This is a genomic window from Spirosoma pulveris, from assembly GCF_054781875.1.
This window is the reverse complement of sequence record NZ_BAAGTO010000008.1, coordinates 88,147-111,793: the sequence shown is the minus strand read 5'-3', so window position 1 is coordinate 111,793 and position 23,647 is coordinate 88,147. Positions and strand designations below refer to the sequence as shown.

The window sequence follows — 23,647 nt, the reverse complement described above, 5'->3', positions numbered from 1 at the left end:
AGCAAGTAGCCAATCAACCAAATGGCTAACTTTGCGCTAATTATCTGCTTTGCCGCTGTATGGAAGTTTCCTATAAATGGTTACAAGAGTTCATTGAATTACCTGAATCGCCCGAAGAAGTTGGTAAACTATTAACCGCTACGGGGCTTGAAGTTGAAGGAATAGAAAAAATAGATGCCGTACCCGGTGGACTGGCAGGCGTGGTTATTGGTCAGGTGCTAACCTGCACGAAACACCCCGATGCCGATAAATTGAGTCTCACTACGGTCGACGTAGGTGCCGAACAGCCCTTGCCTATCGTCTGCGGTGCGCCCAATGTAGCCGCTGGTCAGAAAGTAGTCGTGGCGCTTGTGGGAGCTACACTGCACCCTAGCTCCGGTGAGCCCTTCCAGATCAAAAAAGCCAAAATCCGGGGCGCAGCGTCCGAAGGAATGATTTGCGCTGAAGACGAAATTGGTCTGGGTACATCTCACGCGGGTATTATTGTGCTGGACCCGAACGGCCCGGCGGCCCAGCTTCCGAACGGAACGCCCGCAGCCCGCTATTTCAACCTCGAATCAGATTATCAGATTGCCATCGGGTTAACGCCCAACCGCATTGATGCCGCTTCTCACTACGGAACCGCCCGCGATTTGAAAGCCGTACTGAAACGGCCGCTTCGCCTGCCCAATGTAGACGCATTTGCCGTGTCCAGCACAAGCCTGACGCTCGATGTTCGCGTAGAGGATATGACAGCCTGCCCGCGTTACGCCGGGGTTACCTTAACGGGACTGACGGTTGGCGAATCGCCCGACTGGTTGAAACAACGCTTAGTGAGTATTGGACTGAACCCCATTAACAACATCGTCGACGTAACCAACTACGTTTGTCACGATCTGGGGCAGCCACTTCATGCCTTTGATGCCGACAAGATTGCCGGGAGTCAGGTGATCGTCAAAACGCTACCGGAGGGTACTCCGTTTGTAACCCTGGATGGCGTAGAACGAAAACTGACGGCTACCGATCTGATGATCTGCGATGCCGAAAAACCGATGTGTATTGCCGGTGTTTTTGGCGGTCAATATTCGGGCGTATCGGCCCAAACGACCAGCATCTTTCTGGAATCTGCTTACTTCTTGCCAACGTCTGTCCGTAAAACGGCCCAGCATCACGGGTTAAAAACGGATGCATCGTTCCGGTTCGAGCGTGGTATCGACCCTAACATCACGGTCTTTGCTTTAAAACGGGCCGCTCTGCTTATTCAGCAAGTGGCTGGTGGAGTGGTCAGTTCAGCGGTTACGGATATTTATCCCGATCCAATTGAGCCATTTCGGGTGCCGGTTCGCTACCGAAACATAGACAGGCTTATCGGGATCAAAATCGACCATTCCGAGATTCACCGGATTCTCGAAGCACTGGATATTCAGGCTGAAGAAAAGACCGATGAGGGATTCCTGGCCATTGTTCCGCCCTACCGCGTCGATGTAACGCGTGAGGCCGATGTCATTGAGGAGATACTCCGAATCTATGGGCTCGATAACGTTCCGCTGTCGGTAAACCTTGCCGCTGACTCCCTGTCCGAATTCCCCAAAACAGACCCTGACCAATGGCAAAGCCGGGTTGGCCAGTTGATGGCCGCCAACGGTTTTTACGAAATTCTGACCCTGTCGCTAACCCGTCCGGCCTATAACGATGCCATCCGGTCGTCGTTGCCCGGCGAAGACGTAACGCTGCTCAATCCACTCAGTGAGGAGTTGTCCGTTATGCGGCAAACGTTGCTGTTCTCGGCACTCGAAACGCTGCTGTACAATCTGAACCGGCGGCAGAAAGACCTGAAAACGTTCGAATTTGGCAAGGTTTATCATAAAGTAAAACTTGAAGATTCGACCACGAAGTACGTTGAACGGATGCGCTTAAGCCTGGCTATTATCGGCAACCAGCAGCCCGAAAGCTGGCTTCAGAAAGGTCAGCCAGTGGCGTTTCATGATCTGGCAACGGCCGTTCAGCGGATACTGAATCTGTTTCGCGTCAAAGCCTACGATACCCAACCAGCCGACCCTGCTCTTTTCCAGTATGGTCTAACGTACATCGTCAATAAAAAACCATTGGTTAGTCTGGGGCTGGTAAATCCGAAACTGACGAAGTTAGTTGACCTGAAGCAGCCCGTATTCTACGCCGACTTTGACTGGCAGGCCTTACTCAAGCTTGCGAGCAGCAAAGTACGCTATGAGGAAGTGTCCAGATTCCCGGAGGTTCGGCGTGACTTATCGCTGGTACTTGACAAAGCGGTTTCATTCGAGCAGATCAGTAAGCTGGCCCATCAAACCGAACGGAAATTATTACGGTCGCTGAATGTGTTTGACGTGTATGAAGGGGAAAATCTGGGAGCTGATAAAAAGGCTTATTCCGTCAGCTTTATGCTGCAAGACACCGCTCAGACCTTTACTGATGTAACAATCGACAAGACGATGCAACGACTCATGACTGCCTTTGAACAGGAGTTGGGTGCGGTAATTAGAAAATAATAGTTAATTGGTTAACTGGTGGAGTACTTTCAACCACTTCACCAATTAACCAATTAACTACTCCACCAATTAACCAATTACTTTATAAACAACTGTGGTTAGCGAACATCAAATTATTGCACTGGTTGAGCGCTTTGAGCACAAACTCAAAAAGCTTAGGGAGGGTTATGGTGATGCGCAGAAGCAGATTGAACAGTTGGAACTGGAGAACGCAACGCTTCAGGAAAGCTTAAGAGAACAACAGGATCTGGTCAGGCAACTGCGGAAAAAACCTGTTAATTCGGAAAAAAATACACCAAAGTCGAAAGATGTTGGTATAATTGTAAAAGACAATCTGTCTGAGACAGATACGAATGCTGAATTAAAACGACAACTCGACGAGTATATCCGGGAATTGGAACGGTGCATTGCTCATTTGAGTAGTTTGTCATAAACCCAAATTGGCTCCGGGGTAACGACCCATCTGAGCCGACTGCAGCGATGGAAGAATTGCCAATTCGCGTAAAAATTGCCGATCGATTCTACAAATTAGCCGTAGAACCGGACTCGGAAGCTATTGTACGCGAAGCCGCCAAGCTGATTCAGGAAGAACTGAAGCAATATCGGGAAAAGGGGCTCAATGATACACAGGAAGCCCTGGCAATGATAGCCTTCGACTGCTTGGTAACCAAGCTCAGAGGAGAAAGACAAATGCAGCGATTACAACAAATGGTGTTTGACAAAATAACTCAATTAGACCAGGTTATCACGCCGGTCGTCACGACATAAACAACGGCGGGATTCCATCCCACAATACCGCGAGTAAGCGTTCAGGGCACTCGTATCGCAGCAGGTTGATGATTTATTTGTTCAATCCTAACGATATAGTCCAATGGACATTCCAATTTGGTTAACGATTCTTGCCGCTCTTGCAGGGGGTGGCATTGGCATATTAATTGGCCGCCAAACCATGGCGGGCGTTCGCGCAAAGCACGAAAAAGAGGCAGAAGAGAAAGCAGCAGCTATTTTAAAAAATGCTGAATTACAGGCCGAAACGATAAAGAAAGATCGGATACTGGAGGCAAAAGAGAAATACCTGAAGCTGAAAACCGAATTCGAAGAAACAACGAATCAGAAGCGAAATCTACTTCTTCAAAACGAAACGAAGCTCAAGCAGCGCGAACAGCAACTCGCTCAGCAGGCCGATCAGCAGCGTACCCGCGAAGGTGAATTGAACCAGCAGCGCAATGAACTGGGTCAGCAAAAGAATACGCTCGCTCAACAGATCGAAGCCCTCAACAAACGTCGGGAAGACGTCGACCGCCGGCAACAGGAAGCAGACCGGATGCTGGCCGACCAGGTGGCGCAGCTTGAAAAAATTGCGGGTCTCTCTGCCGAACAGGCGCGTGAGCAACTCGTAGAAACACTGAAAGCCGAAGCCGAAAGCCGGGCCTCTTCTTACATCAAAAATATCATTGAAGAAGCGAAACTGACCGCTACGAAAGAAGCGAAGAAGGTGGTTATCGAAACCATTCAGCGGACAGCTACCGAGCACGCCATTGAAAACTGTGTGTCTGTTTTCAACATCGAGTCGGATGATGTGAAGGGTAAAGTTATTGGCCGGGAAGGTCGTAACATTCGTGCCCTCGAAGCCGCTACCGGCGTTGAGATTATCGTTGATGATACACCCGAAGCCATCATCATTTCGGGCTTCGATCCGGTTCGACGCGAGATTGCCCGGCTTTCGTTGCACCGGCTCGTACAGGACGGCCGTATTCACCCCGCCCGGATCGAAGAGATCGTTGCTAAAACCCGCAAAAATATTGAAGACGAAATCGTCGAGATCGGTGAGCGTACCGTTATCGACCTCGGTATTCATGGCCTCCACCCGGAACTGATCAAGATGGTTGGCCGGATGCGTTTCCGATCGAGTTATGGACAGAACCTGCTCCAGCACTCCCGCGAAGTCGCCAAACTTTGCGCTACCATGGCGGCAGAGCTGGGGCTGAACGCCAAGCTGGCTAAACGGGCCGGACTCCTTCACGATATTGGCAAAGTGTGGCCCGAAGAAGCCGAACTACCCCACGCTATTCTGGGTATGGAGCTGGCCAAGAAGTACAAGGAGAACCCGGAAGTTATCAATGCCATTGGTGCTCACCACGACGAGATTGAGATGACCAGCATGATCTCGCCGATCGTTCAGGTTTGTGACGCCGTGTCGGGCTCACGGCCGGGCGCGCGTCGTGAAATGATGGAATCGTATATCAAACGGCTCAAAGAACTCGAAGAACTGGCCGGTAACTTCCCCGGGGTGACCAAGTGCTACGCTATTCAGGCTGGTCGCGAACTGCGGATTATGGTCGACGCTGATCATGTATCCGATGAACGCGCTGGTATCTTATCGTACGAAATCTCACAGAAAATAGAGAAGGAAATGCAATATCCCGGTCAGATAAAAGTTACGGTTATTCGGGAAATGCGGGCAGTGGCTTACGCCAAATAAACCGTACCGGTTAATGAACCGCATGGGCGGCCCCGAATGGGCAATGTAAGATGGACAGCTTCGTCCAGATTCATTGCCCATTCGGGGCCGCCCATGCGGTTCATTAGTCCTTACTCATTTTACATTTAGCCAATTATGGATTTCCTAACTACTGTTTTATTACTGCTCGTTGGTGCTGGCGGGGGTGTTGCCCTGTCAAACGCGCTGCGTAAACGTACAGGCATTACCAACGTTCGGCATGACTCGGTGATCCTGCTGGAACGAATCGAGAAAGTTTTTAAGGTAGTGATGGCGGAAGGGTACTTCTCGGAAATTTATAATTATCAGGATCAGAAAAAGATTTTGTACCTGCTCAATGATCCCAAGAAAGCGATGATCATCGCCCGTTCCAAAGTATTGGTTGGTTTCGATTTTGCCAAGGTACGGTTACGGGCCCCGGACGATGGTGAAAGGAAATTGATTATCGACTCATTTCCCGAACCTGAAGTATTGTCGATCGATACGGATTACAAGTTTTACGATATTCAAGCCGGTATCCTTAATCACTTCAGCGGTGATGACTATACGCAGATTCTGGAAGAAGCCAAACAAGCCATGAATGAGCGGGCCATGCAGAGCGATCTGCCTAAAATTGCCAATAATCAGATTCAGTACATGATGTACCAACTGGCCAGTTCAATGGGGTGGCAGCTTCAGTTACCCGAAGCCGAACAGCAAAAACTGGAAGCGCTCAAGGCTCAGGCAGAAGGTCAGGCACAATCCACAAAACGACTGAACACAGGCAATTCGTCCGAAATCTAATCGTTTTCTAACGGACTGATTATCTTTTTGGTTAACTGGGAAATTATTCATCCGTCATGCGCATCTGCTACCTGTTTCTGTTTTTTCTCCCCAGTTTAGTCCAGGCCCAGGCTGCTGCCGACGGAGGTCTTTTCTGCCAGATGGGGAAAGTGCGTTATTATGGACAGTTAGCCGCTAACCCCAAGGCAAGACTGGCCTATCCGGGTGATGCATCCATCGATGTAACGTATTATGGCCTCGACTTACGGCTGACCACCTCCCCCAACTCCATGCGGGCCGCCACGACGGTAACGCTTAAAAGTACGGTGGCCGCCCTGACCAGCTTTTACCTCGACCTGAATTCGGCTACGGCAACTACCGGCGAGGGCCTTCGGGTTGACTCAGTAAAAGCGGGCAATCAGAGACTAACCTTTCAGCATGCGGAAAACAAACTGACCATCGCCCCTCCGCAGCCGCTCACAACCGGACAGGCATTAACCGTAACGGTGTTTTATCAGGGTATTCCAAACGGTGCGGCCAATGGCAGTTTCAAGTTTGACAAGCATGAAAGTACGTCCGATCCGGTAATCTGGAGTTTGAGTGAGCCTTACGGCGCTTCGGACTGGTTCCCCTGTCGGGATACCCCCGCTGATAAAGCCGACTCGTCATCAGTTCGTATCACTGCTCCGGCCCGGTTGGTATCTGTCTCCAATGGTACGCTCGTCAGCATGACAAAAAATGCCGACAGTACCCGTACTTATTACTGGCGCAATAGCTACCCTATTGCCCAATACCTGATTTCAATAGCCGTCTCCAATTACAGCGAATACAACACCCCCTACACGAACGGAAGTCAGACCATGCCCGTCGTGCATTACATCTACCCCGAAAACCTGGCTCAAGTGCAAGCCAGCCTCGACAGGACGCCGGGCCTGATTCAGCTGTTTTCGAACCAGTTCGGTCCCTATCCCTTTTTGCGTGAAAAATACGGCCATGCTCAGTTTGCGCGCAACAATGGCGGTATGGAACACCAAACCATTAGTTCAATGGGTTTATCGTCACTGACGCCAACGGTTATTGCCCACGAACTGGGCCATCAATGGTTCGGCGATAAAATCACCTGCCGCGACTGGCAGAACATTTGGCTCAACGAAGGATTTGCCTCCTACACCGAAGCCATTTACACCGAATCGGTAAGTGGGCAGACTGGCTACCAGAACTACATGAACAGTTTCATGAGCAGTGCCCGAAATGCCCGTGGCTCCATTTATGTGCAGGACATTTCTGACTTCAATAATATTTTCAACAGTTCGCGGAGTTACGCCAAAGGTGCTTCTGTCCTTCACATGCTGCGGGGCGTTTTAGGCGACAGTGCCTTTTTCCGTACGATGCGAACGTACGTGGCATCGCCAACGCTAGCTTATAAGACGGCCGTGACCGAAGACTTTCAGGCCGTAGCCGAGCAAGTTTCCGGTCGGTCGCTTGATTACTTCTTCAAGGAATGGATTTATGGCGAAGGCTATCCGGCGTATAAAGCAACAGTATCGCCGGGGAGTACGGCCAAGACCGTCACTGTACGGCTGGAGCAGCGCAATGCCGTTGCAACGAATCCGGCTTTCTTCACTATGCCGGTACAACTCCAAATCAAATCGGCTGCGGGCGATACAACCGTTACAGTAGTCAATGATCTGGCCGACCAAACGTTTACACTGCCCGTTAAAGGAACGGTATACGGACTGGCGATCGACCCTTCCAGTTGGATCCTGAAAACCGTCGAAAGTATCTCAATCGCTTCTTCGCTTACGCCTTCTGTAGTCACAGCAACTGACGAGCTTGAGTCAGGTAGCTTCCGGGTCTACCCAAACCCAACATCAGAAACCCTACTGGTTGATTTTAACCTGCCGTCCCGCGGAGCTGCTACGATTTCGCTCATTAATCTACTGGGACAACGAGTTCAGACATTAACCGAACCAATGCTCCTATCCGGCAAGCATACAAAAACATTGTCTCTTCGCAGCTTACCAGCCGGGCGGTACACGGTAACCATTGAAACATCGGACGGTCGACAAAGCCGGGTAATCCTGGTCAACTGACCCGAACGGCTGCTCGACCGGGTAAAGACCGAAAATCGATAACAACCACTGAGGTTTCGACTACATTTTAAGCACAAAAAGAAGCGTTTACGAAGGCTGGAACCGCTTCCTCAATTAAATGAAATGAGGATTAACATTTCATGACTGGTTTGGTTTGGTAAATAGGCGTCTATGGGCTGGTCAATTCAATTGATGAGCAGACTATTTAACTCAATACCCTACACGAGCAAACATGACAGTATCATCCTCAACGAACGATTTGGCAAATAGCACCACCCTATTTGTTCAATCAACTAAATCTACAAATAATTCTCTCTTAGGTTCTATCGGTCAGGGTATCCCTGATCTTATTTGCTTCTCGCACTTACGCTGGAATTTCGTTTATCAGCGTCCTCAGCATTTGCTAAGTCGGGCGGCCAAAAACTACCGGGTCTGGTTTCTGGAAGAGCCTATGTGGAGTGATAAGCTGCACATGAGTGTGAGCAAGCAAACGGATCGGCTAACAGTTCTGGTACCGCACTTGCCGCATGGTACAAGTCCTGAAGAAGCCATTCGTTTACAACGCCAGTTGCTCGACGAATTTATTGCCAGTGAAACAATCCGTTCGTTTGTTGCTTGGTACTACACACCTATGGCGATGCTGTTTAGTGACCATTTGCAGCCAAGCTTAACGGTATATGACTGCATGGATGAATTATCCGCATTCTGGGGCGCTCCTCCTCAACTGTTGCAGCAGGAAAGACTACTGATGCAGCAGGCAGACGTTGTTTTCACCGGTGGCTACAGCCTGTACGAGGCCAAACAGAACAGACACCCGCATGTGTTTGCATTTCCAAGCAGTATTGACTTTGCTCACTTCTCATCAGCCCGTAAACCACAACCTGACCCCGTCGATCAACGTCAGTTGGCAACTCCCCGAATTGGATTTAGTGGCGTCATTGACGAACGATTCGACTATAAGTTGATGGGTGAACTAGCCGAACGTCGCCCGGATTGGCAGTTTGTGCTTCTGGGTCCTATCGTTAAAATAGATCCGGCTCTTCTGCCCCATCAACCGAATGTTCATTATCTGGGCATGAAGTCTTATAAGGATCTACCGATGTATTTCAGCAACTGGGATGTAGCCATACTGCCTTTTGCACTCAATGAATCAACTCGGTTCATCAGCCCTACCAAAACACCTGAGTATTTAGCAGCTGGTCTACCGGTTGTATCGACGCCTATCCGGGATGTGATCCGAACTTATGGTAGTAAGGAATTGGTCGAAATTGCAGCAAATGCCGAAGCTTTCGAGAAGTCTATTGAGGATATGCTGACTAAAAAGTCGTCTAACTGGCAATCTATCGACTCGTTTCTGAAAGAAAACTCATGGGATCACACTTGGAGTGAAATGAATCGGCTAATGGTAGCTCAGTTAAGTGTTGTCGTTGATCAGTAAAGAATATAAGTTATAAAGGGCAAAGTGGCTGGTATGTGCGGAATACGCCTACGTCAGCCACTTTGTCATTTACAGCTTATTATTCCCCTTTTGGCACAACCAGGACAACGTCTTCTTTTTCGACTATCACCTGCCCTTCAGCTAAACCTTTTGGCTTACGAACAAACTTTTTAGGGGTTACTATAACAGGGCATAAGCTATCCATCCGGCGTTTGGAATACCAGGCGGCCAACTCAGCGGCCCGTTCAATAACCCGTTTGGGAAACACTTTACCGGCCTGAAATTTAATAACTACGTGTGATCCGGAAACGTCGCGTGCGTGAAGCCATAAGTCATCCTTATACGTGTATCGCTGGGTAAGGAGGTCGTTATTCTTTGCGTTACGACCGATCAGGATTCGAAACGATTCAAAAACAACTTCTTTAAAAAGTGAGGCAGCTTCACCTGCATTGGCATAATTGGCTTCCACCAGCAAATTGTGCTGTTTAACATATCGACGAAGGTCTTTCAGGGTTTTAACACCCTCCAAATCGATCTTTTGCTGGTCTATGCGGATAATTTCAGCTTCCCGAGCCGCTATCTGATCAGCAAAATGCTGCTCTTCCAGCTTTTCATTTTTAGCTTTCCGGTAATAGTTCTCCGCATTCTTTTGCGGAGTGAGATCAGGCTTGAGTTTAATGACCAGCGGCTGATCCCGATAAAAGTCGTATAGGGTTACACGTTCCGGCGATTTGAGACTGGGGGTTGATGGTATCTCGTGTAAGTTAGCCATCAGAATATGTCCTTTCTCTTCATGACTGGCGCCTTCCTCCTTCGATATCATACGCTGCATAGACACGTCTATTTGCGATTCAGCCCTTTTCCGACGTTTTTCGAGCAGTTTCAGCAGATTTGCTTTCTCATGTTCAAATACAGTCAACCCATTGAAGGAGGTATAGAACCGGTTGGCGGCTTCCAGAGGATCAGTAAACTCACGTTGAACTACATCGGCAGGGAGATCCCCAAACGGCAGTAAGCTAAGGGTCGGCTTATGTTCCAGCCGAATCAGGTAGTAATGCGGATGGTCAAGGAGGTACAAAGCCTCCTGAATAACTGGCCATTTTTCAGGTCCTTCCGGAACGTCCTGAGCCTTTTGCTTCTCGTCGATCCACTTGTTTACGACTTTACCAAACGTTGGGAATAGCTTTCTATGATCGAAATCAGCCCATTCAAAAGCGGCATACGATTGGTCGATGGGGCGGTCGAAGCCATCGAGCAGAAGCAGAGCATCGGTTGCTAGCTGGCGGTTGAACAGATCAACCACCTCATTACCCTGGAATGCCAGCAAATTGGGCCGATTACCAAAAAACTTAAAAACTAACGTGACATCGCCATCCAGTTCGATTGCCAGACAGCGCTCGTTCAAAAACGTTCTCACACCCACAACAGCCCGCTCCTGACCAGTCTCGCCAACAATGGATTCAAACAGATCTACGCTGTTTGTACGAGCACGCTGTACACTCTCCGGGAAAAACAATCCGGAGAAGTCAGGACGGAGACTTGCCTTGATATAAAAGGGTTTATAGTAATTTATTTTTCCTTTAGCCTGAGCAAACACGAGAACTACCTCATCCCGGTCCTGACTGAAACAGGCCATAAAGCGAAGACCACCTGTCGATTCTTCAATAGTGGAATCCGGAGCCAGCGTGCGCAGTAAAAGGTGTCTTTCAAGAGCGGGTCCAAGTTGCTTAAGGAAATAATAATTGGTATGCATGAGTACTCAGAAAGGTAAGTAAAATAGCTGAGACAGCCACCCCTTGTATCTATAGAATGGCAAAATTATGCGTCATAAAATACGAATCAGCAAGAACCTAATCTGACCTATTTATAAAAGAATAAAATACAATTATATACCCTTCCTTAGTTACTATGTATATTTAAAATAAGAATAAATTACTTTTATAACCTTAAAGTTCAATTAATGAAGTTTCCTCGTTTAATTTCTACCGATTTTAATGAAGCATCTTTCACTAAAATCATATTGGTAAACAAAATAACCTGATTACCTTATTGCCAGTAAGCTATCATTAATTTATCGAGATAACAGGCTGACCTAAAATTTGTACGGTATCAAATGTGGATCTCTTTAATTGCCCTATCTATTTAACAATTCTTACTTTTTGTAAGTAGTTAAAATTAATTTCAGCTCGGCTATATATCGACTGATTAAAACAATACCATAGTACGTAATTCAACCTGTAGTGAGTAATTCCCTTAAATTTATACATGAATAATACTTAAAATTCTCAAATTTTTTCTAAGTATACATACGGTAAAATACCTGAAAAAATTAAATTAATTCAGACAGGTTAAAATTTTTGTTTAATGATTCGAGCTGTTTGATATGAGCTTTACAATTTGACTTAATTTTATTCTCCAGTACTAATACGTATCAACGCAAAATATTACTCAAAACACTGGAAAAACACTTTTTTACGTATATAGCTACACATACATGGCAATGATTACTAGCCATTAAGAACACCATTTACGTTGATATGACACAGTGAACTATAACATCCATGCGTTTAAAATGACACCTATTCCAGTTATTAATCATTGCTCTATAAAGAACCAACTTATATTAGGTATAAAAGTGTATTTGAATGACATAAATATAAATAGTGAGCAAACGTTACTAAGTATAATCTGCAATTCTGCCAGAAATTTTTAAGTAAAAATTATTAAAAAAATACCTAGTATTTAATTCCATATATACCCAAAATATTTTGCATAACTACTTAAGTAATAGAATAATATTTTTTTATTTATATTACATATCAAAATAAATAAATATAAACAATTCAATAAAGCAAAGTACCATTAGCTGAACAACATATTGTCTAATAGTCAGTTAGCAAAAAAGCTTATATAACAATAAAGATAATTAATTTAATTTTAATAGATATAACACTACTATATTGTTACTATTTCTTTTTGAAATACAATTTATCATCCTTAATATTGATTCGTTTTATTAAATAATTAACCAACCTATTTTTCATGAAAGCATCGTTCTACAGATTTCTGCAGACCGCTTTTCTGGGTACAGTATTATTACTGTGGAGCTTAAATGCTTCCGCCCAGGACCGTCGCCTAACGGGTAAAGTCACAGGCGTTGATGGCGCCGTTCCAGGGGCTAACGTTGTACTCAAGGGTACCCAAACGGGTACTGCCACTGATGCTGATGGAAACTATGCACTAAACATTCGGGGTGCTAACCCGGTGCTGGTGATCTCGGCCATTGGTTTCAAAACTCAAGAAGTAAGTGTAGGTAACCGTACGTCTGTCGACGTAACGTTGGCCGACGACGCTACCGCCTTGAGTGAAGTAGTTGTAACGGGTTATTCGACAGAAAATCGTCGGGATGTAACTGGTGCAGTATCAACCGTCAAACCAGCGCAGCTGAAAGTTGTACCGTCAACAAACGTTGAACAACAGCTTCAGGGTCGCGTTGCCGGGGTAACCGTTATTACCAACGGACAGCCCGGTACGACCAGCCAGGTTCGGGTACGGGGTTTTGGTTCGTTTGGCGGTAACCAGCCTTTGTACGTTGTTGATGGTGTACCGACCCAGAGCATCCAGTACATTGCTCCGGATGATATCGAGTCGACTACGGTTCTGAAAGATGCGGCCTCTGCATCCGTTTATGGAGCACGTGCCGCATCGGGCGTTATCGTCCTGACGACCAAGAAAGGCCAGCGTCGTGCACAAAAACTGAGCATCAGTTACGACGGCTTGTTCGGTGTTACTGACCCAGGTCATGGTCAAAAAATTCTGAATCCGCAGGAACAGGCTGACTGGACCTGGCAAGCTCGCAAAAACGACATCTTCCAGGCTGGCGGAACGGTCGGTCCAACAAGCTTCACGGGTATTGCCAATGGCCAGTATGGCTCAGGACAAACCCCTGTTCTGCCGGATTATCTGCTGGTAGGCAGCCGGACAGGCGTAGCCGCATCGGCGGTAGATTTGGAAGCAGAGCGGGCTAAGTACAACATTAACCCTGCCAACGGCGCTATCTACAATGTCATTCCCGCCAATAAGGCAGGAACAGACTGGTACGGAGCCATTACGCGGGTAGCTCCCCTGATGCGTCATACACTGGGCTTCTCCGGTGGTACAGAGTCGAGCCGGTTTTACCTTAGCTTGGGTATGCAGAAACAGGCTGGTATCATTACCTACAACGATTTCTCGCGTTATACCTTACGCGTAAATACCGAATTTGATATTACGAAGAAGCTGCGATTCGGTGAGAACATCCAGCTAGCCTATGTGTCTACAACAGGTCTGCAGGGTAGTACAGGAAGCACGCTGGGTAATGGAACGAACAACAACTCCAGCGTTGCAGCCGATGAAAATGATATCCTCCTGGCGTTCCGTCAGGCACCGATCATCCCGGTATACAACTCATTTGGTGGCTATGCCGGTACCGCAGCTTCGGGCTTCAACAACGCCCGTAACCCTGTAGCTAACCGTATCGGAGCGAAGGATAACCTCAACTACAACCTGATTGCGTTTGGTAACGCTTATCTGGAGTACGATGTAATTCCGGCGTTAACGCTGCGCAGTAGCCTGGGCGGAACGTACTTCAGCAACTATAACAATTCGTATAACCGGGCTCAGTACGAGAACTCGGAAAACAACACGAACTACGTGTATAACGAATCGTCAAACGTTGGTTTAGCCTGGACATTTACCAATACGGCTCAGTTCAAACAAAAGTTTGGCATTCATGACGTTAGTGTGTTAGCGGGTATCGAAGCGCTGAACACCGGAAGTGGTCGCGGCATTAATGGTTCCGGTCTGAATCCATTCACGACAGACCCTAACTATGTAACCATTGGCACAACCACACCGGGTGCTACCCGTGGCGTAAACAGCTACTATGGCAAGGGCAACAATTTCTATTCCTTATTTGCCCAGGCACGTTATACATTCAATGACAAGTATATCCTTACAGGTGTTGTTCGCCGGGATGGTTCATCACAGTTTGGTTCGCAGAACCGCTACGGGGTATTCCCCGCTGTTTCGGCAGCCTGGCGTCTTTCTTCAGAAGAATTCATGAAGAACCTGCCTTGGATCTCTGACTTGAAAGTGCGTGGTGGATACGGTCTGATGGGTAACTCGAACTACCTGAGTTCGACCAACCAGTACAACCTGTTTGGTTCCAACGCCGGTAACAGCTACGACATTGCGGGTGCCAACACATCGGTACAGGCTGGCTATTACCGTAGCCAGATTGGTAACGCTGCTGCCAAATGGGAAACCAGTATTACCTCGAACGTTGGTATCGATGGTGCCTTCTTTAACAATAAGTTAGAAGTAGTGCTTGATTTCTGGCAGAAAGATACCAAAGACCTGCTCTATCCCCTTGCGCTCCCAGGAGTAGTTGGTGTTCGTGCCAACGCACCTTATGTGAACGTAGCCAGCATGCGTAACAAAGGAATTGACCTGCTGATTACGAACCGGGGCAACATCGTTGGCGATCTGGGCTATGAAGTTACGGCGGTTGGTAGTGTTCTTGACAACAAGATCACGGCAATTGCTCCATCCGTACCTTACTTTACGGCCAATGGTCAGCGGTTGAGCTCGCCGGTTGTTCGCAACCAGCCTGGTCATGATCTGTCGTCTTTCTACGGCTACAACGTAATTGGTCTCTTCAACAGCAAAGCAGAAGTTGATGGCGCTCCCACGCAAAGCGGTGCAGCTCCGGGCCGTTTCCGTTATCAGGATATAAACGGTGATGGTAAAATTGACGACAACGACCGTACATTCCTGGGAAGTCCGATTCCTAAGTTTACAGGAAGCTTGACGCTGACATTGAAGTACAAAGGTTTCGACCTGAATACCCAGGTGTATGCTTCTCTTGGCAACAAGATCTTCAACAACTCGAAATGGTACACCGACTTCTATCCTTCCTTCCCTGGAGCAGCTGTTAGCGCACGGGTGAAAGATTCGTGGTTGCCAACACACACGGATACGAAAGTCCCCATTTTTGAGAATACCTCAAATTTCAGCACCAACACCGAATCGAACTCTTACTATGTAGAGAATGGTTCGTACGGCCGGATGCAGTATCTGACGCTGGGGTATACCTTCCCGGCTACCCTGTTGAACCGGGCAAATTTGAGCCGGTTGAGACTGTCGCTGTCTGCTACTAACCTGTTTACAATTACGAAGTACTCCGGTTTGGACCCAGCCGTTGGCGGCTCGGCTGACCAGAACTTCGGTATCGACATCGGTAACTATCCTGTTACCCGTGGCTATAACGTAGGCTTGAGCTTCGGTTTCTAAAACAACGGATCAGCCGTGAGTTTGACCACTCAAACTCACGGCTCTAATGAAACATTATCTAATCGTAGGTAAGTCAAATCATGAAAAAAACCATTTTAAAGGGCACAATCGTAACATTGGTACTAACAATGGTTGCGTTTGCCTGTAAAGACAAATTCCTGGATGTACCGGCAACCGGACAGTTGGCCAGCAACCAGTTAACATCCAAAGCCGGACTGGAAGGTATCCTTCTCTCCTCTTATGCACAATTGAACGGCCGGGGCTTTTCCCGCGCTACCAGTTCTTATAACTGGGTACGGGGCAGCGTTTCGGGCGGTGAAGCCAACAAAGGCTCCAACTCCGGCGATGGCGGTGGTAACACCAATTTCTCGACCTTCCAGCGCTACGAAATATTACCTACAAATGGTGATATCAACGATAAGTGGCGTGGCATGTATGAAGGCATCAGCCGGGCCAATGCCGTTCTGCGGACGTTGCCTTCAGCAAGCGCTGATGTATCGGACGCCGACAAAAAACGGTTAGCTGCCGAGGCTCGCTTTCTGCGCGGACATTACTATTTTGAGCTGAAGCGATCGTTCAACATGGTTCCCTATGTAGATGAAACGCTGGATTATGGAACGGGTATTGAGCTGGTTAAAAACGATGTAGACATCTGGCCAAAAATTGAGGCAGATTTCAAATTCGCTCAGGACAATTTACCCGAAACCCAAGCTGCGGCCGGCCGGGCCAACAAATGGGCTGCTATGGCTTATCTGGCCAAGACATACCTGTACGAAAAGAACTATACGGCGGCTAAACCGCTGTTCGATCAGGTAATTGCCAACGGTACAACTACGAATGGTAAGAAATACGGCTTGGTAACCAACTACACGGACGTTTTCAACGCGGCAAAAGATAACAGTGAAGAGTCGGTATTTGCGATTCAGGCGGCCGTTAACACGGGCGATGTAGCCAATTCGGCCCAGGAGTTGGATTTGAACTTCCCTTACAATACAGGGTCGAACGGTCCCGCCGGTTGCTGCGGTTTCTTTGCACCAAGCTTTGAGTTAGCTAACTCGTTCCGGGTTAACGCCAACGGTCTACCTTTACTGGATGGCTCTTACAACAGCGGAGCTAACCAACTGAAAAATGATCAGGGTATCGATTCGAAAGCCGCCTTCACTCCCGATGCAGGTCCTGTCGATCCTCGCCTTGACTGGTCAATTGGACGCCGTGGCATTCCTTATCTCGACTGGATGGTTCACCCAGGTCTGGACTGGATTCGCGATCAGAGTTATGCAGGTCCATTCTCTCCCAAGAAGTTTGTCTTTTACCGGTCTCAGGATAAAACCCTGACGGATGGTAGTTCCTGGACGGATGGTTACTCGGCTATTAACTACAACATCATTCGTTTTGCCGATGTATTGCTAATGGCGGCTGAAGCCGAAATCGAAGCAGGCAGTCTGGAAGTAGCCCGTGGCTACATCAACCGGGTCAGAACCAGAGCGGCTAACGCCGATACCTGGGTTAAAACATCGGATGGCAAGAATGCGGCTAACTATGTGATCAGCACCTACACAACTCCCTTCGCAAGCAAGGACGCAGCTTTAGCCGCTGTTCGGTTTGAACGGAAGCTTGAATTGTCGGGAGAAGGTCACCGTTTCTATGACCTTGTGCGTTGGGGAGTGGCAGCACCTGTGCTGAATGCTTTCCTGAGCTATGAAAGCCAGAAGCTGCCATTAGGGTATGCCGGTGCCAAGTTCACTGCCGGTAAAGACGAGTATTTCCCAATCCCACAAGTTCAGATGGACTTGCAGAAAGGGGTCTTCAAACAAAATCCCGGATACTAAGCCAACTGCTTAGGTTCTATAACAGAAAAAGGCCGATCTGCTAAGCAGATCGGCCTTTTTCTGTTATAGAACTATTTTCCAGACGCGCTCCGAACCTTTACAGAAAAACTGCGAGCGAAGACCATGATGCCGAATTGCCGCCGACCAGTTTCATTACTGAAGCGAACAAAATTACACCCTTGCCGGGACACCCTGCACTGTTTACCGATACAGTACCCTTTATAGGTTCGATGGAAAAAGTATAGTTCGATTACAGGGTGAACAACACCCTAACTTAAAGCTGAATTACTACCCGTATACACAAAAATTAGTACAAAAAAAGTAGGAATATAGTATCCTTATAAAAGCATACAGTTGTAACTATCTAGAAGATATATTAAATTATATTAAGAGTTATATATCCGGTAAATACTTAACATAAACTGTATTAATACTCATAATGAGTATAATTTCACATTTATTAAAATATAAATACTCAATAAAATAAATATAAGCAATTTTAGATGCACAAATTGACAAAAAAAGTTAATCAATTAATATTCAGCTATTTACTTAAAAATCAAATATAAATTTATTGTTATTTTATTTTCCTATATCAAGTGCAAGATGAGTTTATTGTTACTATTTCTTTTTGAAATACAATTTGCATTACTTAATATTGATGCGTTTAACCAAATTTTTAACCAACCTAATCTTCATGAAAGCATCGCTCTACAGGTTCCTGCAGACCGCTTTTCTGGGCGCAGTACTACTGCTTTGGGGCTTATCAGCCTCTGCCCAAGACCGTCGTGTGACGGGTAAAATTACGGGTACTGATGGCCCGGTACCAGGGGCCAACGTTGTTCTGAAAGGAACACAAACCGGTACTGCGACGGATGCCAACGGCGACTTTTCGCTGAATATCCGGGGTGCTAACCCGGTACTGGTCGTATCGGCTATTGGCTTCAAAACGCAAGAAATTGCAGTGGGGAACCGTACCGCTGTTAACCTCAAACTCGAAGACGATGCTACGGCGCTGAACGAGGTAATCGTGACAGGTTATACCACAGACAGTAAGCGCGACAATACCGGTGCTGTTTCGACGGTAAAGGCACGTGCGCTAACGGCTGTACCCTCGGGTAACGTTGAGCAACAGCTTCAGGGCCGCGTTTCTGGTTTAACAGTAATTACCAATGGACAACCCGGAACCGCCAGTCAGGTGCGTATTCGTGGATTTGGTGCCTTTGGTGGTAACGAACCTCTGTATGTCGTTGACGGTGTGCCCGTTGGCTCTACTAACTTCCTGGCTCCCGACGACATTGAAACCACGACGGTACTGAAAGATGCGGCTTCGGCGTCTATTTATGGAGCGCGTGCCGCCAATGGTGTAATTGTTTATACCACGAAAAAAGGGTCGAAAACGGCTAAACGGCTAAGCATTACCTACGATGGTCAATATGGTGTAACGGATCCGGGTAAAGGACCTAACAACCTGAATCCAACTGAGTTTGCCGACTGGACCTGGCAGCAGTACCGGAACACAGCCTATCAAAACGGCACTACGCCTATTTATAGCCATCCGCAGTTTGGCACGGGCAGCACTCCGGTCATCCCCGATTATATCAATGTTGGAGGCCAGGCTGGTGTTACGGGTAACATTGATCTAGCGGCAGAAAGACTCAAATACAATGTTGATCCAACAGCAGGTGCTATTTATCAGGTAGTGCGTGCTAACAAGGCAGGAACCGACTGGTTCAAAGCCATTACACGTCAGGCAGCTCTTCAACGTCATTCGCTGGGTTTTTCAGGTGGCAGTGAGAACAGCCGTTTTTACATTGGTATGAGCGCACAAACCCAACAGGGTATTTTGCTTGAGAACGACTTCAAGCGGTACACCTTCCGGGCTAACAGCGAATTTAACCTCTCCAAGCGTGTTCGGATCGGCGAAAACCTTCAGTTTACCTACCTCTCAATTCGGGGTCAGGGTGGTGCTGCGGGTGGACAGGGTGTTGCTGCGGATGAAAACGACTTCAACTTAGCCTACCGTATGCCTTCCATCATTCCGATCTACGACGAATTTGGTGGCTATGCCGGTACAGCTGCAAAAGGGTTTAACAACCCGCGTAACCCGGTTGCCAGCCGTTTGGGCCAGGCGAACAACAACAACTTCAGCATCAATGGTTTTGGTAACGTCTATGCCGAATATGAGCCGATTGATGGATTGACGTTGCGTACCAGCATCGGTGGTCAGATCAACAACAACTATGGTGTGAGCTATGGCCGGATCCAGTACGAGAACTCGGAAAATAACTCGGCAACGAGTTACAATGAAAATGCCAGCTACAATTATTCGTATGTATTCACCAATACCGCGAACTACAAGCGTCAGTTTGGATTGCATAAACTCGATGTATTACTCGGTCAGGAAGCCCTTAACACAGGTGTAGGTCGTAACATGTCGGGTAATGGACAAAATCCATTCTCATTCGACCCTAACTTTATCACCCTGAACACGGTATCCTCAACGGGCCGGACAGTGGGTAGTGGTTATGGCCTGGGGGTTAACTTCTACTCCCTCTTTAGCCGGGCCAACTACTCGTTCAACGATAAGTATATTGTAACGGGTCTTGTACGGAGAGATGGTTCGAGCCGCTTTGGTGCGCAAAACCGCTATGGTGTGTTCCCGGCTGGTTCGGTAGCCTGGCGTATCTCGGGTGAAGAGTTCATGAAAAACCTGCCTTGGGTTAGCGACCTGAAAATCCGGGGTGGTTACGGTATCATGGGTAACTCAAACAACGTGGACCCAAACAACCAGTTCAACCTGTACACAGCCAACCTGGGTAACTCAGCCTACGACATCAACGGCAGCAACTCCAGTACGGTAGACGGCTATTATCGGTCACGTATCGGTAACCCCTCGGCCAAATGGGAAAGCTCCATTACAACCAACATTGGTTTAGATGGTACGTTCTTCAACGGTAAGCTGGATGTTATTTTAGACCTTTGGCAAAAAGACACGAAAGACTTGCTCTTTCCTGTGCCAATTCCTGACGTAATTGGTAACTACGCGGCTGCGCCATCCGTAAACATCGGGCAAATGCGTAACAAAGGGATTGACCTTCAGATTATCAACAGAGGAAAAATTGGCGGTGAAGTAGGCTACGAAGCCAACGTAACAGCCAGTGTTCTCAGCAATAAGATTGTCTACCTGGCTCCCGGCCTGACGTATCTGACCAGCGTAAACCCAGGTTTCCGTGGTATTAACCCGATCCGAAACCAGTTGGGCTATTCCATCTCGTCCTTCTACGGATACCAGACGATAGGTCTATTCCAGAGCAAAGAGGAAGTTGCTGCGGCTCCCAAACAGGACGGAGCGGCTCCGGGTCGTTTCCGCTTTGCCGATATTAATGGCGACGGCAAAATTGATGCTGATGACCGGACGTTCCTGGGTAGCCCTGTTCCAAAATTCACGGGTGGCTTAAACCTGCGATTTACCTACAAAGGCTTCGATGTTGAAACCTATGCCTACACCTCGATTGGTAACAAAATCTTCAACGTATCGAAGTGGTTCACTGATTTCTACCCCTCGTTTGCCGGTGCGGCTATCAGTGCCCGCGTAAAAGATTCGTGGCTGCCAACCAACCCGAATCCAAACGCAACTGTACCCATTTTCGAATCGGCAGCTAACTTTAGCACCAATGGACAGTCGAACTCCTACTACGTAGAAGACGGCTCGTACTTCCGGCTACAAAACTTCTCGATCGGGTACAACTTCCCTGCATCGCTTCTAAATCGCCTGAAGCTGCAGCGCGTTCGGGTATTTGCTTCAACCAATAACTTGTTAACGATCACCAAATACTCGGGCATTGATCCGGGTGTAGGTGGTAACGCCGATACTAACTTCGGTATCGATGTAGGTAACTATCCCTTAACGCGGCAGTTCACAGGCGGTTTGAGCATTGGCTTCTAATCAAAAACATCAAATGAATCTTAAAAAACAAGTTCTCATTCTTGGCTCTACCGCAGCGATATCGCTGGTGGGAGTTGCCTGTAAGGATACCTTCCTGGAGGTACCCGTAACGGGGCAATTGAGTGTTGCCCAGCTTAATACCAAAGCAGCCATTGAAGGCTCTCTGGTCTCTGTTTACTCACTGCTCAATGGCCGGGGAGACCGGAATGCTTCGTTTGCCAACTGGGTTTGGGGTGGCATACGGGGTGGCGATGCCAATAAAGGCACCGACTTTGGCGACGGTACAAACTTTGTACCCATACAACGCTTCGAGACGATCCCAACGGGTGATGTTGCCGGTACATGGGCCCGGAAATATGAAGGTATTTCACGCGCGAATTCAACCCTGCGGCTTTTAGCTACGGCTGGCTCCGATGTATCTGCCGCCGATAAAATCCGTATCACTGCCGAAACGCGTTTCCTACGTGGCCTCTACTACTTCGATCTGAAGCGGCTTTATAACATGGCCCCGTACATTGATGAAACGGTAGACTACGGCACAGGGATCGAAAAAGTACCGAACAATACGGACCTGTGGCCGAAGATTGAAGCCGACATTAAGTTTGCCTACGAAAACCTTCCGGAAACACAATCGGCGGTGGGCCGGGTAAATAAATGGGCAGCTGCCGCGCAATTGGCTAAGACATATATGTATCAGAAAAAGTTTTTGGAAGCCAAAACCTTGTATGATCTTATCATTGCCAATGGTAAAACGTCTAACGGTAAAAAATATGGTCTGGTAGCCAAGTACGCTGATCTGTACAGAGCCACGAATGACAACAACGAAGAATCTGTATTCGCGATTCAGGCGGCTGCAAATACCGGCAACGTCAATAATGCTAACCCGGAGTTCGATCTGAACTACCCATACAACACCGGACCGAACGGACCAGGAAACTGCTGCGGATTCAACCAGCCAAGCTTCGAGTACGTAAACTCGTTCCGTACCGATGCCACTGGACTGCCTTTGCTCGACAACTCGTATAACTCCGGTGCCAACCAGGTGAAAAACGATATGAATATCCTGAGTAAAGATCCATTCACACCCGATGCAGGTAACCTCGATCCTCGACTCGACCACGCTGTGGGTCGGCGTGGTATTCCGTACCTCGACTGGCAGGATCACCCAGGTGCCGACTGGATTCGTCTGCAAACCAGCGGTGGCCCTTACTCACCTAAGAAGTTCACCTACTACAAGTCGGACCGTGGTTCGCTGCAAGACAACAGTTCCTGGACACCAGGCTATACGGCGCTTAACTTCCCGATCATTCGTTTTGCTGACGTATTGCTGATGGCGGCTGAAGCCGAAATCGAAGCGGGTTCATTAGCAAAAGCACGGGATTACGTAAACATGGTACGGAAACGGGCTGCCAATCCGGATGGCTTTGTTAAGCGGGCTAATGGAACACCGGCGGCTAACTACGTCATCTCGGAGTATCCAGCCTCGGTGTTTGCGTCGAAAACATCCGCAACAACGGCACTTCGGTTCGAGCGTCGTTTAGAGCTAGGCGATGAAGGACACCGTTTCTTCGACCTCGTACGCTGGGGAGTCGCTGCCCCTGTGCTGAACGCATACCTTCAATATGAAGGCGCGTCGGCCAGGCTTCCAACAGCCTTGGGAGGAGCTAAATTTACAGCCGGAAAAGATGAGTACCTGCCCATTCCTCAGGCGCAAATCGATATTCAGGGTAAAGATATCCTGAAGCAGAACCCAGGCTACTAAGCCAATTGCTTACTGAGTTAATCCCAATACGAAAAGCCCGATCTGCACAGTAGATCGGGCTTTTTTGTCGTAAACATTTTTATCGCCCGCACGTTAAAAGTCTACTCAACAAATAGAGATTTATCATGGCAAATCACAAAACCACAGACCAGCCGGGTTCAAAGGATTTACAGGCAAATCACGATCGAACCCGTAACTACGAAGCGCACGACACCGGAAAAGACCGCCCGAATGGAGAACGGTCGATGTCGGATTCAGACAAGAGTGTACAGCGCGAAGAAGAGAATCATGATATTGACGCAAAGAGCGTAAACGAACTTGCTGAAGAACGCGGAGGCCACGGCCACTCAGGGCATAGCAGCAGTCGGAATGGCAGCCGGAAATAACAGTAGAAAAGGATGAATGATGAATTATGGATGATGATGGACAATGGATTCTATTGATAGACCCACCAACCTTTCGTCATTCATAACTCAT

13 protein-coding genes are annotated in these 23,647 nt (G+C 47.8%); 12 read left to right on the top strand and 1 reads right to left on the bottom strand.

From position 1 onward, the window contains the following. Window positions 1–59: 59 nt before the first annotated feature. From pheT to ACYVJM_RS23345, 7 genes are all read left to right on the top strand, one after another. A complete protein-coding gene (gene pheT, locus ACYVJM_RS23375; protein ID WP_461150656.1) occupies window positions 60–2,504 on the top strand; it encodes a phenylalanine--tRNA ligase subunit beta in 2,445 nt (814 codons plus the stop codon). A 94-nt stretch (window positions 2,505–2,598) separates the two neighbouring features. Beyond that, a complete protein-coding gene (locus ACYVJM_RS23370; protein WP_097124013.1) occupies window positions 2,599–2,937 on the top strand; it encodes a hypothetical protein in 339 nt (112 codons plus the stop codon). A 47-nt stretch (window positions 2,938–2,984) separates the two neighbouring features. Next, window positions 2,985–3,272 carry a cell division protein ZapA gene (locus ACYVJM_RS23365; RefSeq protein ID WP_461150655.1) on the top strand — a complete coding sequence of 96 codons (288 nt, stop codon included), beginning with the start codon at window positions 2,985–2,987 and terminating at the stop codon, window positions 3,270–3,272. Between the two features lie 103 nt (window positions 3,273–3,375). Next, window positions 3,376–4,986, top strand: coding sequence for a ribonuclease Y (gene rny, locus ACYVJM_RS23360; RefSeq protein WP_461150654.1), 1,611 nt, complete (start codon window positions 3,376–3,378; stop codon window positions 4,984–4,986). A gap of 135 nt (window positions 4,987–5,121) precedes the next feature. Next, window positions 5,122–5,787 (top strand): DUF4230 domain-containing protein, encoded by a 666-nt coding sequence (locus tag ACYVJM_RS23355; protein ID WP_461150653.1) that lies wholly within the window; start codon window positions 5,122–5,124, stop codon window positions 5,785–5,787. 56 nt (window positions 5,788–5,843) lie between these two features. Then, on the top strand, window positions 5,844–7,859 hold the full coding sequence (locus ACYVJM_RS23350; protein WP_461150652.1) for a M1 family aminopeptidase: 2,016 nt from the start codon (window positions 5,844–5,846) through the stop codon (window positions 7,857–7,859). 232 nt (window positions 7,860–8,091) lie between these two features. Beyond that, window positions 8,092–9,297 (top strand): glycosyltransferase family 1 protein, encoded by a 1,206-nt coding sequence (locus tag ACYVJM_RS23345; RefSeq protein WP_461150651.1) that lies wholly within the window; start codon window positions 8,092–8,094, stop codon window positions 9,295–9,297. Between the two features lie 79 nt (window positions 9,298–9,376). On the opposite strand, the gene ACYVJM_RS23340 is transcribed toward ACYVJM_RS23345, so the two are convergent. Then, window positions 9,377–11,050, bottom strand: coding sequence for an NFACT RNA binding domain-containing protein (locus ACYVJM_RS23340; RefSeq protein WP_461150650.1), 1,674 nt, complete (start codon window positions 11,048–11,050; stop codon window positions 9,377–9,379). Window positions 11,051–12,339: 1,289 nt separating this feature from the next. Here ACYVJM_RS23340 and ACYVJM_RS23335 point away from each other — a divergent pair. The 5 genes from ACYVJM_RS23335 to ACYVJM_RS23315 all read left to right on the top strand — a co-directional run bounded on the left by ACYVJM_RS23335 (window position 12,340) and on the right by ACYVJM_RS23315 (window position 23,556). Then, window positions 12,340–15,630, top strand: coding sequence for a SusC/RagA family TonB-linked outer membrane protein (locus ACYVJM_RS23335; protein ID WP_461150649.1), 3,291 nt, complete (start codon window positions 12,340–12,342; stop codon window positions 15,628–15,630). Window positions 15,631–15,710: 80 nt separating this feature from the next. After that, the gene (locus ACYVJM_RS23330) at window positions 15,711–17,459 is read left to right on the top strand and encodes a RagB/SusD family nutrient uptake outer membrane protein (RefSeq protein WP_461150648.1); all 1,749 of its coding nucleotides are present in this window, start codon (window positions 15,711–15,713) and stop codon (window positions 17,457–17,459) included. Window positions 17,460–18,156: 697 nt separating this feature from the next. After that, window positions 18,157–21,408, top strand: coding sequence for a SusC/RagA family TonB-linked outer membrane protein (locus ACYVJM_RS23325; protein WP_461150647.1), 3,252 nt, complete (start codon window positions 18,157–18,159; stop codon window positions 21,406–21,408). A 13-nt stretch (window positions 21,409–21,421) separates the two neighbouring features. Beyond that, on the top strand, window positions 21,422–23,170 hold the full coding sequence (locus ACYVJM_RS23320) for a RagB/SusD family nutrient uptake outer membrane protein (RefSeq protein ID WP_461150646.1): 1,749 nt from the start codon (window positions 21,422–21,424) through the stop codon (window positions 23,168–23,170). Between the two features lie 125 nt (window positions 23,171–23,295). Beyond that, complete coding sequence (locus tag ACYVJM_RS23315; RefSeq protein WP_461150645.1) at window positions 23,296–23,556, top strand: hypothetical protein; 261 nt, start codon at window positions 23,296–23,298, stop codon at window positions 23,554–23,556. Window positions 23,557–23,647 lie beyond the last annotated feature (91 nt).